This window comes from Xanthomonas sp. CFBP 8443, from assembly GCF_025666195.1.
Classification (GTDB): Bacteria; Pseudomonadota; Gammaproteobacteria; order Xanthomonadales; family Xanthomonadaceae; genus Xanthomonas_A.
The window spans coordinates 1,244,838-1,258,738 of record NZ_CP102592.1 but is presented as its reverse complement, the minus strand read 5'-3'; the positions used below and the strand labels follow the sequence as shown (position 1 = coordinate 1,258,738).

15 protein-coding genes are annotated in these 13,901 nt (G+C 71.0%); 11 read left to right on the top strand and 4 right to left on the bottom strand.

What is annotated here, in order from left to right:
• Positions 1-8: 8 nt before the first annotated feature.
• The 7 genes from hemA to ppk2 all read left to right on the top strand — a co-directional run bounded on the left by hemA (position 9) and on the right by ppk2 (position 7,053).
• Positions 9-1,292: a glutamyl-tRNA reductase gene (gene hemA, locus NUG20_RS05295; protein WP_263397397.1), complete on the top strand. Its 1,284-nt coding sequence runs from the start codon at positions 9-11 to the stop codon at positions 1,290-1,292.
• Entirely contained in the window at positions 1,270-2,355 is a 1,086-nt protein-coding gene (gene prfA, locus NUG20_RS05290) for a peptide chain release factor 1 (RefSeq protein WP_263397396.1), read from the top strand. Before hemA ends, prfA begins: the two co-directional genes overlap by 23 nt.
• Positions 2,356-2,404: 49 nt before the next feature.
• Positions 2,405-4,114, top strand: a complete 1,710-nt coding sequence (locus NUG20_RS05285; protein ID WP_263397395.1) for an O-linked N-acetylglucosamine transferase, SPINDLY family protein — start codon at positions 2,405-2,407, stop codon at positions 4,112-4,114.
• A 259-nt stretch (positions 4,115-4,373) separates the two neighbouring features.
• On the top strand, positions 4,374-4,997 hold the full coding sequence (locus tag NUG20_RS05280; RefSeq protein WP_263397394.1) for an antibiotic biosynthesis monooxygenase: 624 nt from the start codon (positions 4,374-4,376) through the stop codon (positions 4,995-4,997).
• 412 nt (positions 4,998-5,409) lie between these two features.
• Positions 5,410-5,928: a molybdenum cofactor biosynthesis protein B gene (moaB, locus tag NUG20_RS05275; protein ID WP_263397393.1), complete on the top strand. Its 519-nt coding sequence runs from the start codon at positions 5,410-5,412 to the stop codon at positions 5,926-5,928.
• Between the two features lie 13 nt (positions 5,929-5,941).
• Positions 5,942-6,280: a helix-turn-helix domain-containing protein gene (locus tag NUG20_RS05270; RefSeq protein WP_263397392.1), complete on the top strand. Its 339-nt coding sequence runs from the start codon at positions 5,942-5,944 to the stop codon at positions 6,278-6,280.
• Entirely contained in the window at positions 6,277-7,053 is a 777-nt protein-coding gene (gene ppk2, locus NUG20_RS05265; protein ID WP_263397391.1) for a polyphosphate kinase 2, read from the top strand. Before NUG20_RS05270 ends, ppk2 begins: the two co-directional genes overlap by 4 nt.
• Before the next feature lie 262 nt (positions 7,054-7,315).
• On the opposite strand, the gene NUG20_RS05260 is transcribed toward ppk2, so the two are convergent.
• Genes NUG20_RS05260 through NUG20_RS05250 form a run of 3 tightly spaced genes read right to left on the bottom strand, consistent with a single transcriptional unit; the run spans position 7,316 to position 9,479 of the window.
• Positions 7,316-7,582 carry an acylphosphatase gene (locus NUG20_RS05260; RefSeq protein ID WP_263397390.1) on the bottom strand — a complete coding sequence of 89 codons (267 nt, stop codon included), beginning with the start codon at positions 7,580-7,582 and terminating at the stop codon, positions 7,316-7,318.
• Complete coding sequence (locus tag NUG20_RS05255) at positions 7,582-8,184, bottom strand: TlpA family protein disulfide reductase (protein ID WP_263398397.1); 603 nt, start codon at positions 8,182-8,184, stop codon at positions 7,582-7,584. Before NUG20_RS05255 ends, NUG20_RS05260 begins: the two co-directional genes overlap by 1 nt.
• Before the next feature lie 20 nt (positions 8,185-8,204).
• On the bottom strand, positions 8,205-9,479 hold the full coding sequence (locus NUG20_RS05250; protein WP_263397389.1) for a YihY family inner membrane protein: 1,275 nt from the start codon (positions 9,477-9,479) through the stop codon (positions 8,205-8,207).
• 80 nt (positions 9,480-9,559) lie between these two features.
• On the opposite strand from NUG20_RS05250, the gene wrbA reads away from it, so the two are divergent.
• The 4 genes from wrbA (at position 9,560) to ybaK (ending at position 11,565) form a co-directional block, all read left to right on the top strand.
• Positions 9,560-10,156 carry an NAD(P)H:quinone oxidoreductase gene (gene wrbA / locus NUG20_RS05245; protein WP_003472251.1) on the top strand — a complete coding sequence of 199 codons (597 nt, stop codon included), beginning with the start codon at positions 9,560-9,562 and terminating at the stop codon, positions 10,154-10,156.
• Positions 10,153-10,521: a DUF2069 domain-containing protein gene (locus NUG20_RS05240; RefSeq protein WP_263397388.1), complete on the top strand. Its 369-nt coding sequence runs from the start codon at positions 10,153-10,155 to the stop codon at positions 10,519-10,521. Before wrbA ends, NUG20_RS05240 begins: the two co-directional genes overlap by 4 nt.
• A gap of 78 nt (positions 10,522-10,599) precedes the next feature.
• Positions 10,600-11,085, top strand: a complete 486-nt coding sequence (locus tag NUG20_RS05235; RefSeq protein WP_179568138.1) for an asparaginase domain-containing protein — start codon at positions 10,600-10,602, stop codon at positions 11,083-11,085.
• Between the two features lie 6 nt (positions 11,086-11,091).
• Complete coding sequence (gene ybaK / locus NUG20_RS05230; protein ID WP_263397387.1) at positions 11,092-11,565, top strand: Cys-tRNA(Pro) deacylase; 474 nt, start codon at positions 11,092-11,094, stop codon at positions 11,563-11,565.
• Between the two features lie 270 nt (positions 11,566-11,835).
• On the opposite strand, the gene NUG20_RS05225 is transcribed toward ybaK, so the two are convergent.
• A complete protein-coding gene (locus NUG20_RS05225; RefSeq protein ID WP_263397386.1) occupies positions 11,836-13,581 on the bottom strand; it encodes a serine protease ExpR in 1,746 nt (581 codons plus the stop codon).
• Positions 13,582-13,901: the final 320 nt, after the last annotated feature.

The window sequence follows — 13,901 nt, the reverse complement described above, 5'->3', positions numbered from 1 at the left end:
CTGAACAGATGACGTTGTGGGTGCTCGGATTGAACCACCAGACCGCGCCGGTCGACCTGCGCGAACGGGTGGCGTTCGCCGGCGATGCGCTGCCGCGCGCGCTGCAGTCGCTGCGTGCCTTGCCCGACGTCGCCGAGGCCGCGCTGCTGTCCACCTGCAACCGCACCGAGCTGTATGCGATCACCGACGACGCGCAGCGCCTGGCCGACTGGCTGGATGCGCACGCGGCCGGCCTGCACGGCTACCTGTACCAGCACCAGGACGCCGATGCGGTGCGGCATCTGTTCCGCGTCGCCACCGGGCTGGACTCGATGGTGCTGGGCGAGCCGCAGATCCTCGGCCAGGTCAAGGACGCCTGGGCGCTGGCGCGCGAGCATGGCGCCCTGGGCAGCCGCCTGGACCGGCTGTTCCAGCAGACCTTCTCGGTGGCCAAGCGCGCGCGCACCGACACCCGGGTCGGCGCCAACCCGGTATCGGTGGCGTCCACCGCGGTACGCCTGGCACAGAACTCCTTTGCCCGGCTCAGCGAATCGACGGTGCTGCTGGTCGGCGCCGGCGAGACCATCGAGCTGGCCGCCCGGCACCTGAGCGAAGGCCGCGTGCGGCGCCTGCTGATCGCCAACCGCACCCTCGCCCATGCCCAGGAACTGGCCAGCCGCCATGGCGGCGTGGCGCTGCCGCTCAGCGAACTGGAGCGGCATCTGCAGGAAGCCGACGTGGTGTTCTCGGCCACCTCCGCGCGCGAGCCCGTGGTGACCCGGGCGCAGGTCGAGCAGGCGCTGCGCGCGCGCAAGCACAAGCCGATGCTGCTGTTCGACCTGGCGGTGCCGCGCGACATCGAGGCCGGCGTGGCCGAACTGGCCGACGCCTATCTGTACACCGTCGACGACCTGGAGCGCGCGGTCGAGGACAATCGCCGCGGCCGCCGCGAAGCCGCCGAAGCCGCCGAAGCGATCATCGACCTGCAGGTGCTGCGCTACATCGAGACGCTGCAGGCCAGCGGCCGCCAGGCGCCGCTCAAGCGCCTGCGCGCGCATGGCGACAGCACCCGCGACGACGTGCTGGCCAAGGCGCGGCAGCAACTGGCCAACGGCAAGCCGGCCGATGAGGTGCTGGAATTTCTCGCCAATACCCTGACCAACCGCCTGCTGCATCCGCCCACCGCGGCGCTGCGCGAGGCGGCGCTGAGCGGCGATGCCGAACTGGCCCGCGCCGCCGAGCGCCTGTTCCCGGAAAAACCGGGCTACCACCACCCTATCCTGAAGACCGATGACACCGACCCTGCGCCGTAAGCTGGAGGCGCTGGCCGAGCGTCGCGAAGAACTCGAACGCCTGCTGTCCGATCCGGACGTGGTCGGCGACAACGCCCGCTTCCGCGACTACTCGCGCGAATTCGCGCAACTGGAGCCGGTCGCCGCGGCGCTGGCCGACGAGGCCGCGGCCAAGGCCGACCTGGCCGCCGCCGAGGCGATGCGCGGCGACCCGGAACTGCGCGAACTGGCCGAGGAGGAAATCGCCGCCGCGCAGGCGCGCCTGCTCGCGCTCGACGAACAGCTGGCGCTGCTGCTGGTGCCGCGCGATCCGCGCGACGACGGCAACCTGTTCCTGGAAGTGCGCGCCGGCACCGGCGGCGACGAGGCGGCGATCTTCGCCGGCGACCTGTTCCGCATGTATGCGCGCTACGCCGAGCGCCAGGGCTGGAAGGTGGAAGTGGAATCGGACAGCCCCGGCGAACACGGCGGCTACAAGGAGATCGTGGCGCGCATCGTCGGCCGCGGCGCGTATTCCAAGCTCAAGTTCGAATCCGGCACGCACCGCGTGCAGCGGGTGCCGGCGACCGAATCGCAGGGCCGCATCCATACCTCGGCGGCGACGGTGGCGATCATCCCCGAGGCCGACGACGTGGAGGAGATCACGCTCAACCCGGCCGACCTGAAGGTGGACACGTTCCGCTCCTCCGGCGCCGGCGGCCAGCACGTCAACAAGACCGAATCGGCGATCCGCATCACCCACCTGCCGAGCGGGGTGGTGGTCGAATGCCAGACCGAGCGCAGCCAGCACGCCAACCGCGACAAGGCGATGAAGCGGCTGAAGGCGCAGCTGCTCGACGCCGAGCGCAGCAAGCAGGCCGCGGCCGAAGCGCAGGACCGCAAGCTGCAGGTCGGCAGCGGCGACCGCAGCCAGCGCATCCGCACCTACAGCTTCCCGCAGGGCCGCATCACCGACCACCGGGTCGAAGGCCTGACCCTGTACGACCTGCCCAACGTGATCGAAGGCGACCTCGATGCGCTGATCGAGCGGCTGAGCCACGAGCACCAGGTCGACGAACTGGCGCGGCTGAGCGACAGCCCGTGAGCGTGCGCGTACGCCGCGCCGATGCGCACGTGCGGGCCGCCGCGCGCGCGTGAGCGGCAGCGCGCTGGACGAACTGCGCCAGCTGCAGGCCGCGGTGCGCCGCGACCCGCAGGATTTCATCGCCTGGGTGATGCTGGCCGACGCCGAACTCGGCGCCGGCGCGGTCGCCGCCGGCGAGCAGGCTGCCTTGCGCGCGTTGCAGCTGCGCCCGGCGCACCCCGAAGCGCTGGCGCGGCTGGGCCGGGTGCGCTGGACCCAGGGCCGCCATGCCGAGGCCGCCGCCGCCTTGCGCCAGGCGTTGCAGCATGCGCCGCAGCATCCGGGCATCGCCCTGTGGCTGGGCCATGCGCTGGAGGACAACGGCGAGGCCGAAGCCGCCGCGCACGCCTACGCCCATGCGCACGCGCTGCTGCCGCAGGAACCGTCGATCGCCGCGCACCTGCTGAACTGGCGGCGCAAGCTGTGCGACTGGCGCGAGCTGGATGCGCTGTCGCAGCAGGTGCGCGCCGCCGTGCGCCAGGGCCATCCGGCGATCGAACCGTTCGCGTTCCTCAACGAAGACGCCACCGCCGCCGAGCAGCTGCACTGCGCGCGCAACCGTGCGCTTGCATTGGCGCGGACGCTGGCGCCATTGCCGGCGGCAACGCTGCGTCGCGCCGGCCCCTTGCAGGTCGGCTTCCTGTCCAACGGCTTCGGCGCGCATCCCACCGGGTTGCTGACCGTGGCCCTGTTCGAACTGCTGCGCGCGCACGCCGACCTGCAGGTGCAGCTGTTCGCATCGAACCGCGGCGACGACAGCGCGATCCGCGCGCGCCTGCAGACCGCGGCGCACGCCTGGCACGACGTGGCCGGGCAGCCGCACCGGGCGATCGCGCAGCGCATCCGCGATGCCGGCATCGACCTGCTGTTCGACCTGCGCGGCTGGGGCGGCGGCGGTACGCCGGAAGTGCTGGCGCTGCGCCCGGCGCCGATGCAGATCAACTGGCTGGCCTATCCGGGCACGTCCGGTGCGCCGTGGATCGACTACGTCGTCGGCGATGCGTTCGCGCTGCCCGACGCGCTGGCCGCGCACTACAGCGAGCGCGTGCTGCGCCTGCCGCGCGCGTTCCAGCCGTCGGACGACAGCCGCCGCGTCGAGGCCCCGCCCTCGCGCAGCGCGTGCGGGCTGCCGGAGCACGGCACCGTGTTCTGCTGCTTCAACAACAGCTACAAGCTGACCCCGCGCAGCGTGGCGCGGATGCTGGCGGTGCTGCGCCAGGTGCCGGACAGCGTGCTGTGGCTGCTGTCCGGTCCCGGCCAGGCCGACGCGCGGCTGCGCGAGGCCGCGCGGCGCGCCGAGGTGGATCCGGCGCGGCTGCGCTTCATGCCCAAGCTGGCCCACGCCGACTACCTGGCCCGCTACCGGCATGCCGACCTGTTCCTGGACACGCATCCGTACAACGCCCACACCACCGCCTCCGATGCGCTGTGGGCCGGCTGTCCGCTGCTGACCTGCCCCGGCACGACCTTCGCCGCGCGCGTGGCCGGCAGCCTCAATCACCACCTGGGCATGGACGAGATGAACGTCGCCGACGACGCCGCCTTCGTCGCCAAGGCCGTGCAGTTGGGCCGCGACCCTGCCGCGCTGCGCGCATTGCGCGACACTCTGCAGCAGCGCCGCGCCAGCGCCGGCCTGTTCGACATGCACGGCTTCGCCGCGGACTTCGCCGCGCTGTTGCGCGACACCGCGCGCCGGCATGGCTGGAGCGGGCCACACTAGGTCGCCGATCGCTCGCCAGCGATATCCGACGCAGCGTGCAGTACAGCGGATCCCCGCGTGTCGGAATCCGCACCCCCACACCCAGGAACAACACAGCCGTTGGTCGCCGCATGCCTCGTCGCGGCGCAAAGGCGGCCGACTGCCCCTCGCAACGCCCACATCGCCACGACCTGCTGCGATGCACCCCCTGCGGACACACGCTTGACCTCAAGCATGGTCGAGGTTCGACACTGCGCGCCTTCCACTCGCGCACGCCCCGATGCCCGCACGCCTGTCGCCCGATCTCACCTCCCCGCATGCCCGCAGCGTGCTGGTCGCCCACGCCTCGGCGCCGGTCTGCGCAACGCTGCTCGCGCGATTGCGCGGCGCCCCTGGCGGCGACCTGCATGCCCTGGCCTGGCTGGAATCGCTGAGCGCAGCGCCGGACCTGCTGTACGCGCAATGCGGCGACGGCGCCACGCCGTTCGGCCGCGACTGGCGCCCGCGCGCGCCGTCGCCGCGGCTGACGCTGCACCGTTACCGGCGCATCCGCAGCGGGGTGTCCGATCCGCAGCGCCTGCCCGGCTGCATCGTGGTGACCAGGCTTGCGACCCGCGATGCGGCGCAGGCGCAGCGCCACGCCGATGCGGCATTCGCCGCGTTGCAGGACGGCGCGCATGCGCTGCGCGGCCTGATCGCCTCGCACCTGCATCTGGCCGACGACGGCCGCGGCCTGCTCGACTATGCCGAATGGAGTAGCGCCGAGGCGCAGCGGCGCGCGCTGCAGCGCGAACCCGAGCGGCTGCCGCTGGCCTCCCATCCCGCAGCGCGCGTGACTCATTACCGGCCGCGCGCGCTGGCACTGCCCGGCAGCCTGGCGCAGCCTGCGCATGGACACGCCTGAAGCGGCGCGCTCGCGACCTGGCTCGCGCCTGCTCGACAGGACGCGCGCGGTCGATCATTGCGAACAACCCATTCGCATTGGCGAAACACGGCAAGACGCCGATCCGCGCGCGGAACGCAGACAACGAACTAGCTGAAGCCCGACACCGACGCGACCGGCAGGCGGACCCCACGCCTCGCACGGCGAATCTGCGCCCCGACCCGCAGACGTCTCCGGCAAGACGCTGTAACGCAACGTACACGCATGCTGTCGCGACACGCACGCACCGGCACCGACACGGCTGGCCGACGCCGGGCGCAAGCCAACGCCGCACCACCCTCCCCCGACCTCTTCCCCAACCTTCGCTGCACGACCCGCGCCGATCCGCCGCGGCAGGCTGTACGCCGACCGGGCGAGCGGCTAGGCTGCCGGCATGAGCGCCAAAGCCGATTTCATTGCATTGAACCTGTGCGTGCTGACCGTCTCGGACACGCGCAGCCTGGCCGAGGACAGCTCGGGCGACTACCTGGTGTCGGTGCTCGGCGAGGCCGGCCACCGCCTGTACGCGCGCGAGCTGCTGCCCGACGACCGCTACCGGATGCGCGCGGTGGTGTCGGCGTGGATCGCCGACCCGCAGGTCGACGGCATCCTGGTCACCGGCGGCACCGGCTTCACCGGCCGCGACTCCACCCCCGAAGCGCTGCTGCCGCTGCTGGACAAGCAGATGCCCGGTTTCGGCGAACTGTTCCGCGCGATCAGCTTCGACGAGATCGGCACCTCCTCGCTGCAGTCGCGCGCCTTCGCCGGCCTGGCCAACGCCACCTTCGTGTTCTGCCTGCCCGGCTCGACCTCGGCCTGCCGCACCGCCTGGGAACGGATCGTCGCCGCGCAACTCGATGCGCGCACCAAGCCGTGCAACCTGGCGACGCTGCGTCCCCGCCTGAAGGAATGACCTGGAACCGCGCATGTCCCTGGACACCACCCTGCGCCTGCTGGCCAAGGCCAGCGGCATGACCGCGGCGGACATCGCCGCCGCCATCCCGCGCGCCGGCGCGGCCACGGTCAAGGCCTGGTTGGCCGGCGAAAAGATGCCCGGCCGCGACCAGCTCAACGCGCTGGCGCGCGCCTTCGGCGTTCCCGCTGGCGCCCTGCTCGGCGAACTGGCCAGTCAGCTCGACCCGGCCCGCACCCGCGGCGAACACGATCTGTTGCAGGCCTACCGCGCCCTCGACAGCCGCCAACAGGGCGCGCTGCTGGAAGTGGCGCGGAGCATGGCCGGCACCCGCGCCAGGCGCAGCAAATGAGCAAGCTCAAACGCAAGCACTACCAAGCGCTGATGCAGCCGTTGCAACTGGAGTTGGCGGCGCTGGCGCAGGCGCTGCAGCACAGCGGCGAACGCGTGCTGGTGCTGTTCGAGGGCCGCGACACCGCCGGCAAGGGCGGCGCGATCCAGGCCATCGCCGAACATCTGAACCCGCGCCAGTGCCGGGTGGTGGCGCTGCCCAAGCCGACCGACCGCGAAAGCACGCAGTGGTATTTCCAGCGCTACGCCACGCACCTGCCGGCCGCCGGCGAGATCGTGCTGATGGACCGCAGCTGGTACAACCGCGCCGGCGTGGAGCGGGTCATGGGCTATTGCAACGACGCGCAATACCACGCCTTCCTGCGCCAGGCGCCGCTGTTCGAGCGCTTGCTGGTCGACGACGGCATCCGCCTGTTCAAGTACTGGCTGTGCGTGGACCAGGACCAGCAGGAGAAGCGCTTCGCCGAACGCCTGCACGATCCGCTGAAGGGCTGGAAGCTGTCGCCGGTGGACCTGCAGTCGCGCGCCCAGTACGCCCACTACACCCGCGCCCGCGAGGCGATGCTGGACGCCACCCACAGCGAACACGCGCCGTGGACGCTGGTCGATTTCAACGATCAGAAACGCGGCCGCCTGACCCTGATCCGGCACCTGCTCGACCAATTGCCCGACACGCCGCTGCAGGAGCCGGGCCTGGCGCTGCCGCCACTGAAGCACAAGCCGCGCAAGGAGACGTTCGGCGTGCTGCAGCCGGTTGCGTCGTATCCGGTGTGAGGCCGGGGTTCGGGACTCGGGACTCGGGACTCGGGACTCGATGATCAACCCGCAAACTGACGGTGCAATACTTTTCTTGCATGCTCTTCTGTAGGAGCGGCTTCAGCCGCGACCGGACCTCTCCGCAAAGACGCGGCCCGGATTGACCCTTCTTCTGCAGTGGCATGCGCTTGTGGGAGGGACTTCAGTCCCGACGAAGCGTTATCGGTAAAGCATCGGGACTGAAGTCCCTACCACACAGGAATCCCCAGAATTTCGGGCTTCAGCCGATCGCGAAGCCCGCCGCCACCGGCTCCGGCCATGGCTCGCGCAACACCTGCGCGACCCGCGCCGCCGGCGGGCCGTGCTGCAGCCAGTCGGCCAGCGTCTCCAGTGCCGCGGCCTCGCCGGCGGCAATCACTTCGACGCGGCCGTCGGCCAGGTTGCGCGCCTGCCCGTCCAGCCCCAGCGCCAGCGCACGCTCGCGGGTGGAGGCGCGGAAGGACACGCCCTGCACCCGACCGGACACCAGGAAACGCGCCGCCGCCATCAGCGCGCGGCTTTCGCCTGGCCGGGCGCCGGGCCGCCCGCCGCGGCGATCGCCGCTTCGATGTCGTGCGCGTTGACCGGGCCCAGGAACTGCTTGGCCAGCTTGCCGTCCGGGGCGATCAGGTAGGTCATCGGCAACCCGCGCGGGGTGGCGAAGTCGGCCGGCGGCGCGTAGGTGTCGACGATGATCACCGGGTAGGCCACCGGGTGCTCCTTCAGGAACGCCTGCATCTCCGCCGGCTCGATGTCCTCGTAGGCCAGGCCGACCACTTCGATGTTGTCGCGCATCACGTGCAATGCCGACAGCTCCGGCATCTCCTTCAGGCACGGCGCGCACCAGGTGGCCCAGAAATTCACCACCACCCATTTACCGCGATGCGCGGCCAGGTCGTAGTCGCTGCCGTCCACCGCCTTCATCTTCAGCGTCGGTTGTGGGCGGGTTTCCTGCACGACCTGCGGCGCGGCGCCGGCGGCGGGCGCAGCCGCTGCCGTCGGCGCGGGGGGCGGCACCGGCGCGGCCGGAGCTGAGGCGGCCGGCGCGGCACCATCGGCGGGCGTCGGATGGCGATCGCAGCCGGCCAGCAACGCGGCGGCGGCGAACAACGGGAACAGGATGCGCGGGGTCATGCGAGGTCTCCGATATCGGTGTAAAGATCGCCGACGCGCCGTTTCAGCACGTCGCGCAGCGGCATGCGCAACTCATCCAGCGCGCGCCACGCCGCCTGCCCCAGCGCGTCGTCGCGGCACGGCAGGTAGGCTTCGGCGATGGGGATGCGCAGCTGACAGTTTTCGTAGAGTTCGGTCAGCGGCACGTCGGCCAGGTCGCGCGCCAGCAGCCATTCGCCCTGCTCGGCACGGTTGAGCAGGCGGATGCGCTCCAGCTCGCACAGCAACTCCTGCACCAGCGAATCGGTCAGCATCGGTTCCAGCTGCAGGATCTGGTCTTCCTGCAGGCCGTGGCCGTCCTTGCGCGCCTGCGCGAAACGCCCGAGCAGGCGCAGCAAGGCGTAGATCTCGTAGCCGGCCGGCAGCCGCATCGACGCCGGCTGATAGCGGAACGCCGCGATCGAGGAGGCCAGCGAGGCGCCGAGCAGGATCGCGATCCAGCTCAGATAGGTCCACAGCAGGAAGATCGGCACGAACGCGACCGTGCCGTAGATGCGCTGGTAGGACTGGAAGCTGCCCAGGTACAGGCTCAATCCGCCCTTCACCAGCTCCAGCAGGGCCACCGCCAGCAGCGCGCCCGGCACCGCGTGGCGCAGCTTGACCGTGTGGTGCGGCACCACCCGGTACACCAGGGTGATGCAGGCGAACTCGATCAGCACCGGCGCCAGGCCCAGCGCCATCTGCGCCAGCAGCCGGCCTTCGCTGGTGCGGAACAGCGGCAGCGCGAAGAACCGTGCCGACGCCGCCAGCGACGCCGCGGCCAGCAGCGCGCCCAGGGTCATCACCGTCCAGTACACCAGGAAGCGGGTCAGCCGCGGCCGCGCCGAGACCACCCGCCAGATCCGGTTGAAGGTCTGCTCGACGCTGTTCAAGGTGATCAGCAGCGACACCATCAGCGCGATCGTGCCGGCGCTGGTCAGCTGCCCGGCGCTGGCCGAGAACTGGCGCAGATAGGCTTCCACCGAACGCGCCGCGGCCGGTACGAAGTTGGAGAAGATGTAGTCGCTGAGCTTGTCGCTCCACTCGTCGAACACCGGGAACGCCGACAGCACGCCGAACACCACCATCGCCAGCGGCACCAGCGCGAAGATCGTGGTGTAGGCCAGCGAGGCGGCGGCCTGGAACAGGCGGTCGTCGAGGAAGCGGTGCCACAGGAAACTGGCGAAGCTGCGCATCCGCGCGCGGTCGCGTACCCGCTCCGTCCAGAGATTGACCGTGTCCAAAGGCTGCATCGGGCAAGGGTACCCGATGCGCGCAGGCGCCGGCATCGCCGATACTGGCGGCCGTTCTGGTGCAAGCAAGCGAGGGCCGCATGGCCGAGATCCTGGTCCTGTACTACAGCCGTGGCGGTTCGGTGGCGCGCCTGGCGCGGCAGATCGCGCGCGGCGTCGGCGAGGTGCCCGGCATGGCCGCGCGCCTGCGCACCGTGCCGCCGGTGGCCGCGGTCACCCAGGCCAGCGCGCCGCCGGTGCCCGACAGCGGCGCGCCGTACGTGGACGCCAGCGACCTGCGCGACTGCGTCGGCCTGGCGCTGGGCAGCCCCACCCGCTTCGGCAACATGGCCGCGCCGGTCAAACACTTCATCGACGGCCTCGGCGCCGAATGGGCCAGCGCCACCCTGGCCGGCAAGCCGGCGGCGGTGTTCACCTCGACCGCGTCGCTGCACGGCGGCCAGGAAGCGACCCTGCTGTCGATGCACCTGCCGCTGCTGCACCACGGCTGCGTGATCGTCGGCATTCCCTATACCGAGCCGCTGCTCAGCAGCACCCGCAGCGGCGGCACGCCGTACGGCGCCAGCCACGTCGCCGGCGCCGACGACGACCCGCAGCCCAGCGAAGAGGAAGCGCAGCTGGCGCGTGCGCTGGGGCGGCGCCTGGCCGGCATCGCGCAACGCCTGGCGGCGCCATGAGCGCGGCACGCCTGCGCCATGCGTTGGGGGCGACGCTGCTGGTCCTGGCGCTGCTGTACGCGGCCTGGTTCCACGACGACCGCCACCGTCTCGCCGCGCTGCTGGTGTTCGCGCTGCCGCCGCTGCTGATGGCGATCGGCGTGCTGCGCGGCTCGGCGGTGGCGCGCTTCTGGGCCGGCGTGTTCGGGCTGTTCTGGTTCAGCCACGGGGTGATGGCGGCCTGGAGCCATCCGCCGCAGCGCGCCTACGCCTGGGCCGAACTGCTGCTGGCGCTGCTGGCGATCGGCCTGTCCAGTGCGCCGGGCATTCGCGCACGCTTCGCGCGCAAGCGCGGCGCGGCGGCGGCCGGCGACGACAAGCCCTGAACGGCGGCCGCCGGGCTGCCGCTATCATGGCGGCCTGCGCGGCCACGGCGGCGCCCCGTCATGCTCTAGGAACCGGCAATGGAAGAACTCCTGATCGTCACCACCGGCGGCACGATCGACAAGATCTACTTCGACGACAAGTCCGACTACCAGATCGGCGATCCGCAGATCGGCCAGATCCTCAAGGAACTGGGCGTGACCTTCCGCTTCACCGTGATCCCGATCATCCGCAAGGACTCGCTGCACATCACCGACGAGGACCGCGAACTGATCCGCGCCACCGTCGCCGCGCAGTCCGCGCGCCACGTGCTGCTGACCCACGGCACCGACTCGATGGTGCAGACCGGCAAGGTGCTGCAGACCATCCCGGACAAGACCATCGTGATGACCGGCGCGCTGAATCCGGCGCGGTTCCGCGGCTCGGACGCGGAATTCAACATCGGCTGCGCGGTCGGCGCGGTGCAGTCGCTGCCGGCCGGTGTCTACATCGCCATGAACGGGCAGATCTGGGACCCGCAGAAGGTGCGCAAGAACGTGGCCGCGAACCGCTTCGAACCCGTCTGAGCCGCCATGTCCAAGGCCACCCGCGCAACCCGGGCGCTGGACGCCGCCGGCGTCGCCTACACCTTGCATCCCTACGACTACGAAGCCGAGGCCGGCGCGAAGGGCCTGCAGGCGGCGCAGGCGCTCGGCCTGCCGCCGGCGCGGGTGCTGAAGAGCCTGATGGCGTGGGTCGACAGCAGTGCGGTGTGCGTGGTGGTCCCGTCCGATCGCCGCGTGCAGCTGAAGAAGCTCGCCGCGGCCGGTGCCGGCAAATCGGCACGGATGATGGAGGTGGCCGAGGCCGAGCGCCGCACCGGCTACAAGGTCGGCGGCATCAGCCCGCTGGGCCAGCAGCGGCAGGCGCCGGTGCTGATCGAGCAGTCGGCGCTCGCTGCGGGCAGCGTGTGGTTCAACGCCGGGCAGCGCGGCCTGCTGCTGGAGATCGATGCCGGGCAGGTATTGGCCGTGTTGCAGGCGCGCGCCTGCGATCTGTGCGAATGACGCGCGCGCGGGGCCGCGCCGCCTACTGATTTCCGCGACACTGGCCAGGTCCGCGACACCGCAATCCTTCCTTGCATACCGATGCAGGCCGATGCGCCTGGCGCAGGTGCCGGCGTCGACCGCCTCGGCAAGCGAGGCAAAAAAAACCCGCGCCGGGGCGCGGGCAATCGCATTTTCCTATCTGTCTCGAACGCCGCAGGCCGCCGATTCCGTTCGGGGGACGTGCGGCGCTTGCGCGACGGCCGCGATGGCCGCCGCGCAGCGGGCGGATCAGTAGTTCGCGGTCAGGGTCACGCCCGAGAACGTGCTGTACGCCTTGACCCGCACGTAGTACGTGCCGGCGCTGGGCGCGTTGAAGGTGCAGGTCTCGTTGTTGCCGTTGAGGTACGGGCGGCAGCCGTAGGTGCTGTCGGTCGGCGCGCTGCCCAGGCGCACGTACAGGTCGGCATCGCCGCTTCCGCCGGCGATGGTGACGCTCAGCGAACTGGCCCCGCTCGGCACTACCACGGTGTAGTTCAGCTCGGCGCCGCTGCTGGCGCCCAGCCCGGTGACCGGCACGCCGTCCTGCAACTGGTTGCCGGGACCGGGGCCGGGACCGCCGCCGCCCAGCGCCGCGGTCACCGCGGCATTGGCGTCGAGCAGGCCGGCGCCGCAGCCCTGCGAGCACGAGAAGCTGGCGGCGGTGTTCTTGATCGTCGTCTCGACCTGCGCCGGGGTCAGCGGCGACGGCGCGACCGACTGCATCAGCGCGACCACGCCGGCCACGTGCGGCGCCGCCATCGAGGTGCCGTTGTAGGACGCGTAGCTGGCGCTGCCCGGCGTGGTGGTGCCGGAATTGAGCGTGGACAGGATGCTCGACCCCGGTGCGGAGATGTCGATGCCGGTGCCGTAGTTCGAATAGCTGGCCTTGGCGCGCGAGGAAGTGGTGGCCGCCACCGCGATCACGTTGGCGCAGTTCGCCGGCACCGAGCCGGACACGTTCGCGCCGCTGTTGCCGGCCGCCACCACCACCGTGGTGCCGCGGCCGACCGCGCCGTTGATCGCGTTCTGGTAGGTGGCCGAGCAGGTGCCGCCGCCGCCGAGCGACATGTTGATCACCTCGGCCGGGGTGGTGTTGGCCGGCACCCCGCTGACTGTGCCGCCGGAGGCCCAGACGATCGCATCGGCGATGTCGGAGGTGTAGCCGCCGCAGCGGCCCAGCACGCGCACCGGCAGCACCTTGGCGCCGAACGCGGTGCCGGCCACGCCGACCGCATTGTTGGTCTGCGCGGCGACGGTGCCGGCCACGTGGGTGCCGTGCCAGCTGGAATTGGTCACCGGCGAGCCGCTGTAGCACTCGTTGGCCACCGGGTTCCAGTCGCCCTCGTCGGCCGGGTTGGCGTCGCGGCCGTCGCCGTCGCGCGAGACGAAGGTGTCGCTGATGAAGTCGTAGCCGGGCAGGATGTTGGCGTTGAGATCGGCATGGTTGGTGATGCCGGTGTCGATCACCGCCACCACCACGCCGCTGCCGGTGGCCTGGTCCCAGGCCGGGCGCACGTTGATGCCGGCGGTGCCGGTGCCGAAGGCCCACTGCGAGGACAGGCTGGGGTCGTTCGGGGTCAGCGTCGCGGTCATGATCCGGTCGAGCTCGACGTACTCCACGTTCGGGTCGGCGGCGAGCCGGCGCATCAGCATCTCGGCTTCCTTGGCGTCGAGCACCCGGTTGGCCTTGACCACTTCCGGGCCGATCGCCAGGCGCCGCAGCGAGGTCAGGCCGAGCGCGCGGCCGCTCTTGGCCGGCACCGCGGTCGCGGCGGAGGAGAGCGCGCGCTGCAGCGACGCCGGCGCCGCCAGTTCGGTGCTGCCATCGCGGTACTTGACGATGAAACGCTGCAGGGTGGGTTCGGAGGACAGCCCGGACAGGTTGACCTCGCCGGCGAAGGCCGGGGTCGCCAACAGCAGCGAACTCAGTGCCGACGCGCCCACCACCACCAGCCACGTGCGCTGACGCGAACGACGTTGCGAAATATCGGTCATCGGAACTTCCTTATCGTTGAATGGCCGCGAAGCGGCGATAGTTCGACGACGATGCGTTCGACGACGGCTGAACGCAGCATCAAGCCGAGAGGCCGGACCAGCCCCCTGTTGCCGTCCGTTCATCGAACCTAGTCAATTGCGCCGGTCAATACAATGGCGTATGGAGGGCTACCACTAGGAAATGCGTCGTCCAAAATGCCGTTCCGTGACGACCATCAACTGCGTTCAGCTGACCATTCCGCACTCGGCGCTGCACTGCGCCACGCCAACGTCACGCAAGAGACATGGAATGACACGCTGCGACCAAGGCAGGACATCGG